The organism is uncultured Alcanivorax sp. (assembly GCF_947258575.1).
GTDB lineage: Bacteria > Pseudomonadota > Gammaproteobacteria > Pseudomonadales > Alcanivoracaceae > Alcanivorax.
The window spans coordinates 213,726-228,653 of record NZ_CAMYIV010000012.1 but is presented as its reverse complement, the minus strand read 5'-3'; the positions used below and the strand labels follow the sequence as shown (position 1 = coordinate 228,653).

Below are 14,928 nucleotides of genomic sequence, written 5' to 3'. Positions count from 1 at the left end.
GGAGAAGAGCGCGGATCATTCACCATAAAAAAAGCCCCCTTCCCGTTAAGGAAGGAGGCTTTTTCAACATTCCCTGGGTGGATCAGGGAATCGGCAGGTAGCCACCGTCCACTTCTTTGGTGACGATCGCCACTGCGTTGTGGGCATGCAGGCTTTCCAGGTGGTTCACACGCAGCCAGAAATCCTTGTAGCAACCCTGCGGGTTCAAGGCCTGCTTGAGACGGCGCGCCGCATCTTCGCAGAACATCAGGTTCTGACCATTCAGCAGGGCAAACTCCTGCTCGTCCACCCGTTTCACGGCGGTCTGCACCGGGGTTTTCAGGGAACCCTCGATGGAGTCGATCAACGCGGTGATCGGGAAAGCATCCCCTTCGGTGTGGTCCAGCAACACTCTCACCTGGGCCACCGAACGCTGGCTGTGCGGAGTCGCCAGGATGCCCTCTTCTGTGCCGAGCCATTCGAACACCGCATCCGCATCCACTTTGCCTTCGGCAAAGTCACGGCGGAACTGTTCCTGAATCAGCTGGCGGGACAGCGCCGCAGAACAGGGGCAGGTAGAAGAGTACGGCACTTCCACGTACATCTCGATACGCATGCCTTCTTCACACAGGGTGCCCTTGATGCTCACCGGATAGCTCTTCCAGCCGGAGTAGCTGCTCTTCAGTGCCGGGCGACGCATGGAGTATTCAAAGTCCAGCTGTACAAAGCCACGCGTACTGAGCCCTTCGTGGGTCTGCAGGAAATTACGCAGCAGCTGCTCGATAGACGCGGCACTGACCGAATGGTCGCCGAAGGTCTCTTCGAGCATCAGGAATAGCCGGGACATATGAATGCCCTTGGCGTCCGGATTGGCCAGGTTCACATAGGCCTGAATGGACGTGCTTACCGGGCGCTCGCCGGCCAGGGTGTCACTAACCCGGGCAGGCAGATGGATTTCGCTCATGCCGACCCAATCCAGGGTGCTATGGATGTGATCCACCATGGAATTGGACGCAACGTCCGGCATCTGTTTGGTGCCACCGGCACCCGTTTCACGTGTCATGGGATTCTCCATAGGGGCGTGCAAGAGGCCATGGTAGGACTCTCCGGGTGAACAAAACGGTAACCCGGTCGTCATCGCCCTGACTGACAAGGGGGGCAAGTCTAGCAGAAAGTATCCCGCAAATTGACCATTTGCGGGCGCGGCTTTGTCTATGGGATTGACAGAAGTGGGCTATCAGTCAGCCAGGCCGCTATCGTCAGTAACTCCAACCAGTTCCTGAAAGCGGGCCAACTCGTGCAGCGGCCGGAACATTTCTTCGCTACGGGCGTGGCGACGCAGGGTTTCCGAGGTCTGGATGGCAGCCTCCAGATCGGTAAAGGCATTATCGATTTCGCCCAGCCCGGCCCAGGCGCAGGCGCGCTGGTATAGGGCATGGGAGTTCTCTTCATCCACTTCCAGTACCCGGTCGCACAGGCTCAGGGCCCAGCGCTGCTCCCCCAGCTCCAGGGCCGCATCCGCCTTCCAGGCCAGGGCTTCCGGGTCGTCCGGGCGCAGTTCCAGAATCCGGTCGTAGAGCTCGATCTTGGCCTGGGCACTGGGCTCTTTGGTGGCCTTCAGCCAAAGGCTGTGGATCTCGTTGGTACGCTCGATCTCTTCCTGGTTTTCGGCGATGGTCAGGGACTTCTTGCGCAGCTCCCGTTCCAGGTCCGCCAGGCGAGCCTCGTACTCACTGGTGAGGCGGGCCATTTCCTTTTCCGCGTAGACCCGCACGTTGTCCTTCAGGTCACGGATGGTGGACCAGCCCACCAGGGCCAGAATGGAGGCGGCGCCAGCAATCAGGTAGAAGAAATAGGTCACCGTATTGGTGGCGTAGCCCATGGCCTTGTCGGCCACTTCCAGCTCCCGGTCGGTGACCAGCAGGTTCATCTGGTTACGGTACTCCATCATGTCCTGACGGAGGTTACGCAGCTCGCCAAGGATCCAGTTTTCCCGAAACTGGGAAATCACCGGCCCCTTCTCGATTTCGCTTTCAGCTTCCTGGCGGGGAGCCTCGTGGGTTTCCGCCAATACCGTGGGCACCAGGCCCATAAACAACACCCCCAGCAAAGCCAGGCGCGCAAGTCGCATTGTCTGCAAGACTCTATCCTCAATCTGTCGACTTACGTTCAAAAAACGGCCCCGAAGCAGTAACTTCAGGCCCAGGGTATGGTCGCATTAAGCCCTGCCATGCGCCACCACTGTGGGCACATTGGCCAGGACAACCGGGCACGGACAGCAGCTCAACCAAGCAAGCAATATTGATTCAGCAAGAGGAGGGGGTTCGGCCTATTACAGGGCTTGCGGCAAATCCCGCGCAGGCCAGAGAGGGCGTAGAGTCGCGCGGTTTCGGCGGGTTCCCGCCGGCAGTTACTTTGACTTCTAAATGTTTTATCTCTAAAATAGCTTATCACTTTTAGCAAGGAATTACTTGGCGTTGCCCTGAACGGTGCGAGGTCAAGGAGCCTCTGAATAACTCCTTGCATGCTCAGTCTTTCAGGCTGGTTCGCAATCTAGGCGCAATGTTGAAGGTGTGTGTCCACCCATCGAGACATTGCAACAAAGAGTGCGGGCCAGCCTGGAAGACCCGGAGGGCGCGGCCTGAAGGGCACATCTGCTGCGCTTTGTCGCTAGGAAAGGGAACCACCCTGACCGTCGCAACAAAACACAACAGCTGCACCCTTCAGGCCACGCTTAGTACGCAAGGAGTTACTCAGAGGCTCCTTAAATCCTTACATCTCAAAGGTGATTGCAGACATCCTATGTCTAATAACGGTCACATTACTTTGTTATCAAGAGAACTCACGGCAATGGCCAGACACGAAGACGTGCTGATCGCTTTACGACAGATTATCCGCGCCACCGACCTGTACTCACGGAAATTGAGCAAGGTCTCCGGCCTGACATCGCCGCAACTGCTTATCATGCAGGCGATCTCTGCCCACGGTGAAATCACCATGGGTGATCTGGCCAATGAGGTTTCCCTCAGCCAGGCCACCATTACCACGATTCTGGATCGCCTGGAAAAGCGGGAGCTGGTCGAGCGCAAGCGCGGCGAGCAGGACAAACGCCGGGTGTATGCCCACCTTACCCGGGCCGGCGATGAAATTATCGACAAGGCCCCTACCCCGCTTCAGGACGAATTCATCGAGCGTTTTGACCGCCTGGAAGATTGGGAGCAGTCCTTGATACTGAGCTCCCTGCAACGGGTGGCCGCCATGATGAATGCCGGAGACATCGATGCGTCTCCAGTACTGGACCTGGGCGCTATTGACCGCGCCCAACCAGCGGTGGACATGAGTAGCCGCCGCGAACGCGAAGCCAACTCTTTCTCTAAAACGGACCAAAAGTGAAACCATGGTTGCAGACAGTGCAAAGAAAACGGACTCATCCACCGACAATCAGGATGACATTACTTTCCGTAAACCGGAAAGCCAGGACGGCAGCCGGGTGCACAAGCTGATCAGTGAGTGCAAGCCGCTGGACGAGAACTCCGTCTACTGCAATTTGCTGCAATGCACGCACTTTGCAGACACCTCCGTCGCCGCAGAAATGGATGGCGACCTGGTGGGCTTCATCTCCGGCTACATTCCGCCCAAGCAGCAAAACACGTTGTTTGTCTGGCAGGTGGCCGTGCATGAGAAAGCCCGCGGCAAGGGTCTGGCCAAGCGCATGCTGGCCGAGCTGATAGAGCGCGAAGAAAGCGCCGACGTTCAGTTCATCGAGACCACCATTACCCCGGACAATGAAGCGTCCTGGGGAATGTTCCGCAGCTTCGCCTACCAGCGCAGCATGCCCACGGAAGAATTTATTCTGTTCGATTCGCGCATTCATTTTGCCGGCGAACACAATGACGAATACCTGCTGCGTATCGGGCCGTTCAATAGAGACGAAGCCTGAAACCCAGACCAGAACGAACAAGTACCGAATTCACGCGAGGAACAGGAATCATGGATACCGACATTTTTGACAGTCACGAATCGGAAGTAATGAGCTATGCGCGCAGCTTCCCGGTGGTCTTCAACCAGGCCAAGGGCAGCTACCTGTATGACGAAAACGGCAAGGAATACATCGATTTCCTGGCCGGCGCGGGCACCCTCAACTACGGCCACAACAACCCGGTTCTGAAAGAGAAGCTGCTTGAGTACATTCAGCGTGACGGCATTGTTCATGGCCTGGACATGCACACCACCGCCAAGCGTGAGTTCATGGATGCTTTCTATGAAGTGATCCTGAAGCCCCGCGATATGGACTATGTCATGCAGTTCACCGGCCCCACCGGTACCAATGCGGTGGAAGCGGCGCTGAAAGTTGCCCGTAACATCAAGGGTCGCGAGAACATCATCAGCTTTACCAACGGCTTCCATGGCGTGAGCCTGGGTGCCCTGGCCACCACCGGTAACAGCCACCACCGTGGCGTTGCAGGGGTCACCATGGGCGGCGTTACACCGATGCCGTACGACGGCTATCTGGGCGATGCCTTCGACACCACCGAGTACCTGGACAAGGTGCTGGGCGACTCTTCCAGCGGCGTGGATCACCCGGCTGCAGTGATTGTAGAAACCGTGCAGGGCGAAGGCGGCATCAACGCTGCAAGCTTTGACTGGCTGCGTAACCTGGAAAAAGTGTGCCGCAAGCACGACATGCTGCTGATTCTCGATGACATCCAGGCTGGCTGTGGCCGTACCGGCACCTTCTTCAGCTTCGATGATATTGGCATCACCCCGGACATCATCACACTGTCCAAGTCCCTGAGTGGCTACGGTCTGCCGTTTGCCATGGTGCTGCTGAAGCCGGAACTGGACATGTGGAAACCCGGTGAGCACAACGGGACTTTCCGTGGCCACAACCTGGCGTTCGTGACTGCTGCTGCTGCACTCAACCACTACTGGCGCGACGACAAGTTCGCCAAGGAAGTACAGCGCAAGGCGGACATCATCACCGACCGCTTCCGCGAGATCGCCAACACCTATGACGACCACTGGTTCTACCTGAATGGTCGCGGCATGATGCAGGGACTGGTAGCTCGCGATGGCGAAGTGGCCGGAGAAATCACCAAGGCCTGCTTCAAGCGCCAGCTGGTGATCGAGACCTCCGGTGCCGATGATCAGGTGATCAAGACCCTGTGCCCGCTGACCATTGATGAAGAAGACCTGACCCGGGCTCTGGATATCGTCAAGGAAAGCGTTGCCGAAGTGATGACTGACCGCATCAAACGCGGTGAAGCGCACTCTGTTGCCAGCATCTCTGCCTGACAGGCTGCCCGCTCCCCCTCCCCGGGGGAGCCTTTCCTCCCTCCCTTTTTTGCTCAGGAGTCATATTCATGATCGTTCGTACTCTGGCTGAAGCCGAAAAATCAGAGCGTTGTGTCAAAGCCGAAAACGGCAACTGGCAGTCTGTGCGCCTGTCCCTGAAAGATGACAAGATGGGTCATTCCTTCAACATCACCACCATCTTCAAGGGCACCAAGACCCACATCCATTACAAGAACCACTGGGAATCCGTGTATGTGATTTCCGGCAACGGCAAGATCGAAACCATCGCCGACGGCAAGATCTACGACCTGCTGCCGGGCACCATCTACCTGCTCGACGAACACGACGAGCACTGGCTTTATGGTGGTGACGAAGACATGGTGGTGGCCTGTGCCTTCACCCCGCCCCTGAGCGGCAAGGAAGTGCACGACGAGCACGGCGTGTACCCGGCGGATCTGGACTAAGATCACCAGCCGCTACACGCGGCATGCAGAAGGCTTGCATGCAAAAAAACGGGGCGCTTAATGCGCCCCGTTTTTTTTCCCCTTTCTCGATTTACCGTCGCTGTCATTTCGGGACAACGGTTAAATCAATAAAGCCTCGTTTCTCAGAATGCGTACTTGGCAGTGAGCTGTACGCGCTTCAGGTTACCGTCATCGCCGGCCTCGGTTTCCCGCTCGCCATAGATCAACTCGCCCCCCAGAGACAGCGGTTTGGCCACCTGCCAAATCAGGTTGGCGTGGGCGCTCTGCACGCTTTCATTACTGGTGCCGGCCACGGTATCCGGGTTGTCCGCTTCGCTCATGGATACCGCAACATTGGACCGCCAGGTATCATTCCAGTGGTGACGCAGGGCCAGAACCGCGCTCCACTGATCAATCAGTTCGATATCGCCATCCGCTTCAATCTGCCCGGAGCGGAACGCATTCAGCGTATGGTAACGGCCAATGGCGTTGCCGTAATTGAGCTGGAAACGCACGTCGTCACTCTCACCCAGCATCATCTTGCCCGCCACAGCCAGACCATACCCGTATTCGCTTTCGTCACGGTCCTGGCCACCGATATTATCCTGATAGGCCAGCTCACGACCCATGCCGGAAAGGCTGACATTGCCCCAGTCGCCGGCCAGGTTGTAGCGCAGCACCACATCGGGTACTCCGTTATCGTCGTAGGGGTTTTCCGCACCGCCGTAGAGGGTGGTAGACGGGTTTTCCAGGGCCAGCATGATTGGGCCACGGGTGTAGCGGATCTGCGCTTGCCGCTGGAACACGGTGCCGGCAGCGCCGACAAAATCCAGGGTTTCCGGTAGCGCGCTGACATTGAAGAAGGTCGACCAGGTTTGCCCGAACAACCATTTATCCCAGCTCAGGTAGGCGTGACGAATCCGCGGTGCATAGCTGTTGGTAATACGTTCATTGCCCAGGCCATTGGTCTGAAAATCAATCTCGATATGGCCCTTCACATCCCCCACCGGAGTATGCGTCACGCTCTTTAGCCAGAAGCGGCTTTGTTTGGCGATCATGTGCAGCTTGCCGGAACCCTCTTCACCAGCGACGGGGATGGTAGAGGGCACCATAAAGTCCTCCCCGATGGCGGATGATGCGTCTTCCCCATCACTATATTTGCTGAAGATGGTATCGGCTTTGATAAAACCGCCGAAGGTGATCTGACTGTTACCACCGCTGTGCTGCAGTTTGTTTTCCAGATCGGCAACGCGCTCCTCCAGCGTTGCAGCACCTGCGATACCCGCATGGGCAAACAACACGGCGGCACACAGGTACGTGGGTTTTATTGCTGTCATGGCCCTGTCCTCTTGTTTTCATCAACACGTAAGTCACTCCACGAACAGCTTGCTCGGACCCTGTGCGCTCAACTATTAGCCATAGGTCGAACGCAGTGAAAATGCCATACGGCTGATGCTGGACGCCCGGCGAAGACGAAATCACATGAAAGCGGCCAGGTGATTCCTTGCCATGTTCCCAACACCCCGAGGGAAACGATGCTTGCATCGTGAATACCCCACGCCCTGCCAACTTCTTCGCGATGCAAGCATCGCTTCCCAGGACAAGATGGATAACGCCGGAGCGGCGCCTTGCTGGTTTTACCTGCTACCTGAAGCGTGCCGCCTGTTGCGTCATTACGACCAAGGTCTAATTCAGGCCAGAGCCTTGCTTTCGCACACTGCCAAGACTGCTAAAAATAATTTCATCACTTCAGTGAGGAAGTCCCATGGAAACGGGTAAACGCGTGCCGGTAAAAGCCACACTGAAATCCCATTGCTGGATCGACGCCAACGACTACCAGTCTCTCTACCAGCAAAGTCTGCAGGACAGTGTCGGTTTCTGGCGCAGCCAGGCTCAGCGAATCGACTGGCTACGCGAACCGCAACACATTCGCGACACCCGCTTCCACCCGGATGATGTCCATATTCGCTGGTTTCATGACGGCGAGCTGAACGCCAGCAGCAACTGCATCGACCGTCACCTGGCCGGCAATGGCGATGCGGTCGCTCTGTATTGGGAAGCGGATGAACCCGGCCAACCGAGCCGGGAGATCACCTACCAGGCCCTGCACCTGCATGTCTGCCAGCTTGCCAATACGCTCAAGCGACAAGGTGTCGGCAAAGGCGACCGGGTGATGATCTATATGCCGATGATCCCGGAGGCCGTTTTCGCCATGCTTGCCTGCGCCCGCATTGGCGCTATTCATTCTGTGGTGTTTGCCGGTTTTTCCCCGGATGCCCTGGCCGGTCGTATTGCCGATTGCGGCGCCAGGATGGTGATCACCGCCGATGCCGGTCGCCGTGGCGGCAAGCCGGTTCCACTCAAGGCCAATGTGGATGAGGCCCTGCTCCAGGACGGCACCGATGTGGTGGAAAACGTGCTGGTCGTTCGCCACGTGGGCAATGACATTCACTGGCAACCCGGCCGCGACCTGGACTACGCAGAAGAGCAGGCTCAAAGCGACAGCCACTGCCCGGCGCAAGCCATGAACGCGGAAGACCCGCTGTTCATCCTTTATACCTCCGGCTCCACCGGTAAGCCCAAGGGGGTGCTGCATACCACCGGCGGCTATATGGTCTACGCCTCATTGACCCATCAGCTCGCCTTCGATTACCAGCCCGGCCAGGTGTACTGGTGCACGGCCGATGTGGGCTGGATCACCGGCCACACCTATCTGGTCTACGGCCCGCTGGCCAACGGTGCCACTTGCGTCATGTTTGAAGGGGTGCCCAACTATCCCAACGACCAGCGGGTGGGCGATATCATCGATCGCTACGAGGTGGAAATTCTCTATACCGCCCCCACCGCCATTCGCGCCCTGATGGCAGGTGGCAACCACTGCTGCGAGAGCAGCCGCCGTGACAAACTGCGCGTGCTGGCCACCGCCGGCGAGCCGATCAATCCGGCGGCCTGGCAGTGGTTCCACGATGTGGTCGGTAACGGCCAGGCTGCCGTGGTGGATACCTGGTGGCAGACGGAGACCGGCGGCATCATGATCTGTCCGTTACCGGCTGCCATAGAAGCCAAACCCGGTGCCGCCACCCTGCCCTTCTTCGGCGTGCAACCGGCCCTGGTCGATAACGATGGCAACCTGCTGGATGGCCCCGCCGAAGGCAACCTGGTGATCGCCGATAGCTGGCCAGGGCAGGCCCGCACCCTGTGGGGTGACCATGAGCGTTTTGTGCAGACTTACTTCAGCAGCTTCCCCGGCTACTACACCACCGGGGACGGCGCCCGCCGCGACGAAGACGGTTACTACTGGATCACCGGGCGCGTGGATGATGTGCTCAACGTGTCCGGCCACCGCATGGGTACCGCAGAAGTGGAAAGCGCGCTGGTCGCCCACCCCAAGGTGTGCGAAGCCGCCGTGGTCGGCTACCCCCACGACATCAAGGGCCAGGGCATCTATGTCTATGTGACGCTCAATGACGGCGAAGCTGCCAGCGATGCTCTTCTCCAGGAACTGCGCCAGTGGGTACGCCGGGAAATCGGCCCCATCGCCACCCCGGATTTGATCCATTTCACTGCCGGGCTACCGAAAACCCGTTCCGGCAAAATCATGCGCCGCATCCTCAGGAAGGTTGCTTCCAACGAGCACGACAGCCTGGGGGATATTTCCACACTGGCGGACCCGGCCGTGGTGGCCAGCCTGGTGGAAACCCGGGTGAACCGGTGATTTCAGATCAGCACAGGGCGCACGAAGAGCCGCCCGCGGCCTCGGCTGCGAACCATCCGGAGCTAAGGGCGCCATACAGAAAGTGCCAGAGAATTTACGCTGAAGGGAGTCTGTTGTTTTATTCCACCTTCCATGCTGCCCGCCAGGGCAGCATCTTTTTTTCTTTCATGCTTAAATCAAGGTCATGACAACAATACTGATAGCCGATGACCACCCCCTTTTCCGCGCTGCCCTGAAACAGGCGGTGGAGGCCAGCTTTGTCGATGCCACCATCCACGAAGCAGACTCTCTTGCCACCCTGGAAACCCTGGGCCAGCAGGCCATTCCTTTTGATGTAATTCTGCTCGACTTGCACATGCCGGGTACCCATGGCTTTTCCGGCCTGGTCTATCTGCGCGAGCAATATCGCAAGGTGCCGCTGGTGGTGATTTCCGCCACGGAAAGCGTCGATGTCATTCAGCGCGCCATTCACTTTGGTGCCGATGGTTTTATTCCCAAATCGGCCTCCATCGATACCATGACCGATGCCATGCGCAAGATCATGGAGGGTGAGCGCTGGCTTCCGGAGCATGCCCGCCGGGCCATGCCCCCCACCCTGCCCGACCATTCCGCCATGAGCGAGCGCATCGCCAGCCTCACACCCCAGCAATTTCGGGTGATGGGAATGCTCATGGAAGGCATGCAGAACAAGGTCATCGCCTACGAACTGGATGTGTCAGAAGCCACCATCAAGGCCCACATGACCGCCATCTTCCGCAAACTGGGCGTACGCAACCGCACCCAGGCGGTACTGGCGTTGAAGGATTTGGCGATTGAACCGCAGGGGGTGGAAGGTAGTTAACAGTTAATAGTGAACAGTTAACAGCTCGCGGTTTTGGGTTTATGGTTTCTTCAAGACACGAGGCCGCGACCATGGTTTGGTCACGGCCTCGTGCGTATTAAAAACACATGCGCTCGCCGCGCACTATTAACTGTTCACTATTAACTATTCACTGCCTCCAACGCTCTCCTAAGCATCCCCTCCGTCAACGGCTTCTGTAGAAACCCAATACCCTGTTCTTCCGCATGTTCGCGTACTGCCGGGTTGCGGTCGGCGGTCATGAGGATGGCGGGGACCACATCGTCCCAGCCGCTGTCCAGGCCGTCGATAACGGTAAAGCCGTCTTCGTCATCCAGCTGGTAATCCACCAGCAGCACATCCGGAACCGGGCTGGTGGCGGCTTTTTTCAGGGCGTCCTCAAGACCGCTGGCGGCGATCACCTCACAGTCGAGCATCTCCAGGGCAGCCACCAGGCTGGCGAGCAGAGCCGGGTCGTTATCCACGCAGAAAACCCGCATGCCCTGAATGCCCTGGCTAACGGTTACTGTTTCTTGCAGCACCGGCGGCACCTCACCCTTGGCCAGCGGCACGGTGACACTGAACACGGTGCCCTTGCCCGGCCAGGAGCGGACCGTTAAGCGGTGCCCCAGCAGACGACAGATGCGATCGGCAATGGCCAGGCCCAGCCCCAGGCCCTTTATCGCTTTACGGCTTTGTTGCGGCAGCCGCTGGAATTCCCGGAAGATCGCCTCGTGCTGATCATCGGGAATCCCCGGGCCTGTGTCCCACACGTCAATGCGGATGGCATTGTGTTGGCGACGACAGCCAAACAGGATGCGCCCCTGCTCGGTATAGCGAATGGCATTGGAAAGCAGATTCTGCAGCACACGGCGCAACAGGCCTTCATCCGTTTCCACCACGGCGTGACAGATGACCGCTCGCAGGCTGAGGTCATTGGCGGCGGCCAGCGCAGAAAACTCCTGGCTTAACGGTTCCATCAGACTCCCCAGGCGCAGCGGGTGCACGTGGGCCGGCATGGTGCCGGTATCCAGTTTGCTGATTTCCATCAGTGCGCTAATGATCTGCTCGGCAGCCTGCAGGGAGGTGTCTACATGCCCGAGTACATCCACCTCATGAACAAAGCTACTACCATCACGCTTGATCAACTGCTGGCGCAGTGAAGAGGTAAACAGCTGGGCAGCATTGAGTGGCTGCATCAGGTCATGGCCAGCGGCAGCCAGGAAACGGGTCTTGCCCTCGTTGGCGCGGGCCAGTTTTTCATTCACTTCGGTGAGTTTGCGGGTGCGCTCGGAGACCATGTTCTCCAGATTTTCATTGATCTGAAGCAGGGCCTGTTCGTCGCGTTTGCGTTCGGTGATATCCATGTAGGTACTGACAAAGCCACCCCCGATCATGGGCGTGCCGCGCACTTCCACAACAATACCGTTGGGCAGTGCCCGCTCGAACTGGTGGGAGTGGCCTTCACGCAGCAACTGCACCCGCTTGCTCACATCTTCTTCCAGGTTTTCACCCTCGTAGTAACCGCGCTCCGCGTTATAGCGATACACATCCTCAATGGGACGCCCCAGACGGATCAGCCCCTCCGGGTAATCGAACAGCTTCACATAGGCCTGATTCCAGGCCACCACCTGCATCTCTCGATCTACCACGCAGATACCCTGGCTGATGGTTTCGATGGTGGTGCGCAGCAACTGGTGATTGAACTGGATGAGCTCGGAGGCCTCATCCATCATCCGCACCACATCGTCATGGCGACTATTCTGCTTGCGCAGCAGCGTGCTCATCACGATCCGCGCGGTAGAGGCCCCCATGGTGCCCGCCAACAACCGCTCCACATAGCGCACCAGATGCAAAGGCGCCGGCAATTCCAGCTCCTCAGACACACTGCGCCGACGCATGTAATCGAAGAACAACGGCTCGGCTCGGGGATGGCCCAGCCCGCGTTTACACACTTCCAGCAGCTCTGCGGTAGTAATGGAGGGGTGGCCAATGCCTTCGCGCCACCAGTCCATGGGCATGTCCACAAACCGGGCCGCCTGAGCCTCGTCCAGGGCATCGTGGGTCGCACGCCGGGAAAAATAGATAAACGCGGCCAGGTTCCCCAACAGAGACCAGAACACGCCATGGGTGAGCGGCTCCAGCCCCTCGATGCCAAACAGCGCATGGGGGCGCAACAAGCCCAGCCCCAGCAGGCCCCGGTCGTTCATCACCTGCACCCATTCCATGGGCAATATCACCGGCACCAACAAACAGAAAAACCACAGCAGAAAGCCGACACCGAGACCCGCAAAGGCGCCCTGCTTGTGGCCGGTGCGCCAGTACAGCGCCCCCACCAGCGCTGGCGCAAACTGGGCTACCGCTGCAAAGGACAGCAGGCCGATACTGGCCAGCCCATCGAAACGATCTATCAGCGTATGGAAGGCAAAGGCCAGGCCCAGCAATACCAGAATGCTGGCCCGGCGCAGGAATCGCAGCTGTCGGCTCAAGCCGGCCAGTTGATCCTTCTCATGGAGCCGGGACTGCAACCACAGGGGCAACAGCACCTCGTTGGTGAGCATGATGGCCAGCGAGATGGTGGACACAATCACCATGCCGGTTGCCGCCGCGATGCCGCCGATAAAAGACACCATCAGCATGGCGGAATTGTCCTGCGCCATGGGCAACGACAACATATAGGTGTCTGCCTGACCGATCAGATAAGGCTGGGTGATGACCCCGGCCACCACGATCGGCAACACAAAGATGGCAAACATCAGAAGATACAGCGGAAACAGCCAACGGGTAGTGCGCAGGTGTCGCAGGTCATTATTTTCCACCACCCCCGCATGGAACTGACGGGGCAGACAAAGGATCGCGACCATGGATAGCAACAGGGCGGTGACAAAACTCTGGGAAAACAGGGTGGGCTCGAAAATCTGCAGCACGTCACCTTGCAACGCCAGTTGCTGCCACATATCCATGGGGCCATCGAAAATGGCATACAGGCAGTAGAGCCCGAGCAACACAAAGGCCACCACCTTGATAAAGGATTCGAAACTGACCGCCAACATCAGGCCGGACTGGTGCTCGGTGGTATCGATGTGGCGAGTGCCGAACAGCAGGGTAAAGACCGCCATCAGCGCCGCCACTATCAAAGCCGTATCGACCCCGTACTGGGCAGAATCCTTGAGGACATAATCAAACGACAGGGTGACGGCTTTCAGCTGCAGGGCGATATAGGGGAGCACACCGATGATCGCCACCAGGGTGACCAGCACCGCCAGCCGGCGGGACTTGCCGTAACGGGCAGCAAGGAAATCGGCGATGGAGGTAATATGATGCTGCTGGGCCACCGTGACCATCTTGTAGATCAGGGCTCCCCCCAGCAGCACGGTGAGAATCGGACCAAGGTAGATGGGCAGGTAGTTCCAGCCGTTCTGGGCGGCTTCTCCCACCGCCCCGTAGAAGGTCCAGGAGGTGCAATAGACACCCAGACCCAGGCTGTAGACCCAGGCATTCTGAAAGGTTTTGCGATCCTGGCGTGCCGCCCGGTCGCCCCACCAGGCGATCACGAACAGCACCAGCACATACCCCAGTGCCAGGCCACTCAGCTGCCACAATGAAAACACCGCCGCTCCCGGTTGGTTGCCGTTATTTTCTTTGAGCTTATAACAAGGATTGGGTGAAGCGTAGCGCCACCGCCACCAGCAACAGGGCGATGCCCGCTCGCTGCCATTTGAACTCGGATACCGTCAGGGTCATTTCCCGCCGCCAGAAGGTCAGCAGGCCACGGGTATCACGGGTGCGCTGCCAGTAACGCAGGTAGGCATAGAGCACCACACACAGACCGGCGATCAGGGTTATTTTTTCTGCGTACAACATGTGTCGTCTCCTCGAGCAATCCGGTTGAGCATCGGTCAGGGCATTCGCCTGCCTCGTCATGCGCGGTCCGTTTTTCTTTGTCTGTCGTCTCAAGTGCTCTTTATCAGGGAATATCTGGAATATTGAGAGTTATTCATACGTTCCTTAGTTGAGCACCGGCTTCTGCAGCTGCAGATACATCAACGCCGCGGTTACCGCATCGCCACGGGCGGTGTGACGCTCAATGACGGGAACCTGCAGGGCAGCGGCCATGGCATCGAAGTGCAGATCCGGTTCCAGCTCTGGCTTCCAGTGGCGCATTTTTTTCTGATACAGGGACGACAGCTCGATGGTGGGGTTGGGCAGATCAAACCCCATCAGAGGGCGCAGGTAGCGGTTGACCATGGCCACATCGAAATCCACGCACCAGCCCACGAGGGGCCGATTGCCGATAAAGTCCAGCAGCTGCTCCAGCGTGGCAACCACGGACTCCCCCTCATCCAGGTCCACCGGCCGCAAACGGTGAATTCGGATGGAACTGCCTTCCAGGCTATCCGGGGCTGCCAGTTTGATATCCAGCGCCTGACTGGTCAGCACCCGCCCCTGCTTCACGGGCACCGCGGCAATGGATACCAGTTCTGCATGGCGGCTATCCAGGCCGGTGGTTTCACAATCGATGGCGATGACATCGCTGCCTTCATAGGGCATGAAAAGATGCGCGAAAGGCCCATGCCCATGACGGTGTCGGTCACTAATACGTCGCAGTTGTCTCAGCATGGCTTGTATCCTCGCAC

Annotated in this window: 12 protein-coding genes; 6 read left to right on the top strand and 6 right to left on the bottom strand. The window is 58.3% G+C overall.

The window, feature by feature from the left end; all coding sequences use genetic code 11:
• Window positions 1–82 precede the first annotated feature (82 nt).
• The gene (gene folE2, locus Q0Y02_RS14490) at window positions 83–1,042 is read right to left on the bottom strand and encodes a GTP cyclohydrolase FolE2 (RefSeq protein ID WP_232221982.1); all 960 of its coding nucleotides are present in this window, start codon (window positions 1,040–1,042) and stop codon (window positions 83–85) included.
• 174 nt (window positions 1,043–1,216) lie between these two features.
• The gene (locus tag Q0Y02_RS14485; protein ID WP_297769966.1) at window positions 1,217–2,110 is read right to left on the bottom strand and encodes a hypothetical protein; all 894 of its coding nucleotides are present in this window, start codon (window positions 2,108–2,110) and stop codon (window positions 1,217–1,219) included.
• 719 nt (window positions 2,111–2,829) lie between these two features.
• Between Q0Y02_RS14485 and Q0Y02_RS14480 the strand changes: the two genes are divergently transcribed.
• The 4 genes from Q0Y02_RS14480 to Q0Y02_RS14465 all read left to right on the top strand — a co-directional run bounded on the left by Q0Y02_RS14480 (window position 2,830) and on the right by Q0Y02_RS14465 (window position 5,738).
• Window positions 2,830–3,372: a MarR family transcriptional regulator gene (locus tag Q0Y02_RS14480; RefSeq protein ID WP_297769963.1), complete on the top strand. Its 543-nt coding sequence runs from the start codon at window positions 2,830–2,832 to the stop codon at window positions 3,370–3,372.
• Between the two features lie 4 nt (window positions 3,373–3,376).
• Window positions 3,377–3,919 (top strand): diaminobutyrate acetyltransferase, encoded by a 543-nt coding sequence (gene ectA, locus Q0Y02_RS14475; protein WP_290510498.1) that lies wholly within the window; start codon window positions 3,377–3,379, stop codon window positions 3,917–3,919.
• A gap of 50 nt (window positions 3,920–3,969) precedes the next feature.
• Window positions 3,970–5,274: a diaminobutyrate--2-oxoglutarate transaminase gene (gene ectB, locus Q0Y02_RS14470; protein WP_297769958.1), complete on the top strand. Its 1,305-nt coding sequence runs from the start codon at window positions 3,970–3,972 to the stop codon at window positions 5,272–5,274.
• 68 nt (window positions 5,275–5,342) lie between these two features.
• Window positions 5,343–5,738 carry an ectoine synthase gene (locus Q0Y02_RS14465; RefSeq protein ID WP_297769955.1) on the top strand — a complete coding sequence of 132 codons (396 nt, stop codon included), beginning with the start codon at window positions 5,343–5,345 and terminating at the stop codon, window positions 5,736–5,738.
• Between the two features lie 143 nt (window positions 5,739–5,881).
• Here the strand turns inward: Q0Y02_RS14465 and Q0Y02_RS14460 are convergent, their stop codons facing one another.
• Window positions 5,882–7,075 carry a DcaP family trimeric outer membrane transporter gene (locus Q0Y02_RS14460; protein ID WP_297769952.1) on the bottom strand — a complete coding sequence of 398 codons (1,194 nt, stop codon included), beginning with the start codon at window positions 7,073–7,075 and terminating at the stop codon, window positions 5,882–5,884.
• A gap of 428 nt (window positions 7,076–7,503) precedes the next feature.
• Between Q0Y02_RS14460 and acs the strand changes: the two genes are divergently transcribed.
• Together acs and Q0Y02_RS14450 are read left to right on the top strand one after the other, a co-directional pair.
• A complete protein-coding gene (gene acs, locus Q0Y02_RS14455; protein ID WP_297769949.1) occupies window positions 7,504–9,453 on the top strand; it encodes an acetate--CoA ligase in 1,950 nt (649 codons plus the stop codon).
• Between the two features lie 184 nt (window positions 9,454–9,637).
• Window positions 9,638–10,294 carry a response regulator transcription factor gene (locus Q0Y02_RS14450; protein ID WP_297769947.1) on the top strand — a complete coding sequence of 219 codons (657 nt, stop codon included), beginning with the start codon at window positions 9,638–9,640 and terminating at the stop codon, window positions 10,292–10,294.
• 140 nt (window positions 10,295–10,434) lie between these two features.
• Here Q0Y02_RS14450 and Q0Y02_RS14445 read toward each other — a convergent pair whose 3' ends face one another.
• The 3 genes from Q0Y02_RS14445 to Q0Y02_RS14435 all read right to left on the bottom strand — a co-directional run bounded on the left by Q0Y02_RS14445 (window position 10,435) and on the right by Q0Y02_RS14435 (window position 14,911).
• Window positions 10,435–13,902 (bottom strand): hybrid sensor histidine kinase/response regulator, encoded by a 3,468-nt coding sequence (locus tag Q0Y02_RS14445; RefSeq protein ID WP_297769945.1) that lies wholly within the window; start codon window positions 13,900–13,902, stop codon window positions 10,435–10,437.
• A 37-nt stretch (window positions 13,903–13,939) separates the two neighbouring features.
• A complete protein-coding gene (locus tag Q0Y02_RS14440) occupies window positions 13,940–14,155 on the bottom strand; it encodes a hypothetical protein (RefSeq protein WP_297769942.1) in 216 nt (71 codons plus the stop codon).
• Between the two features lie 144 nt (window positions 14,156–14,299).
• Window positions 14,300–14,911 (bottom strand): 3'-5' exonuclease, encoded by a 612-nt coding sequence (locus Q0Y02_RS14435; RefSeq protein ID WP_297769939.1) that lies wholly within the window; start codon window positions 14,909–14,911, stop codon window positions 14,300–14,302.
• Window positions 14,912–14,928: the final 17 nt, after the last annotated feature.

Bases quoted from the DNA above. Each gene is read 5' to 3' on its own strand.
- folE2 (WP_232221982.1), bottom strand. From the start codon at position 1,042: ATGACACGTGAAACGGGTGCCGGTGGCACCAAACAGATGCCGGACGTT.
- Q0Y02_RS14485 (WP_297769966.1), bottom strand. From the start codon at position 2,110: ATGCGACTTGCGCGCCTGGCTTTGCTGGGGGTGTTGTTTATGGGCCTG.
- Q0Y02_RS14480 (WP_297769963.1), top strand. From the start codon at position 2,830: ATGGCCAGACACGAAGACGTGCTGATCGCTTTACGACAGATTATCCGC.
- ectA (WP_290510498.1), top strand. From the start codon at position 3,377: ATGGTTGCAGACAGTGCAAAGAAAACGGACTCATCCACCGACAATCAG.
- ectB (WP_297769958.1), top strand. From the start codon at position 3,970: ATGGATACCGACATTTTTGACAGTCACGAATCGGAAGTAATGAGCTAT.
- Q0Y02_RS14465 (WP_297769955.1), top strand. From the start codon at position 5,343: ATGATCGTTCGTACTCTGGCTGAAGCCGAAAAATCAGAGCGTTGTGTC.
- Q0Y02_RS14460 (WP_297769952.1), bottom strand. From the start codon at position 7,075: ATGACAGCAATAAAACCCACGTACCTGTGTGCCGCCGTGTTGTTTGCC.
- acs (WP_297769949.1), top strand. From the start codon at position 7,504: ATGGAAACGGGTAAACGCGTGCCGGTAAAAGCCACACTGAAATCCCAT.
- Q0Y02_RS14450 (WP_297769947.1), top strand. From the start codon at position 9,638: ATGACAACAATACTGATAGCCGATGACCACCCCCTTTTCCGCGCTGCC.
- Q0Y02_RS14440 (WP_297769942.1), bottom strand. From the start codon at position 14,155: ATGTTGTACGCAGAAAAAATAACCCTGATCGCCGGTCTGTGTGTGGTG.
- Q0Y02_RS14435 (WP_297769939.1), bottom strand. From the start codon at position 14,911: ATGCTGAGACAACTGCGACGTATTAGTGACCGACACCGTCATGGGCAT.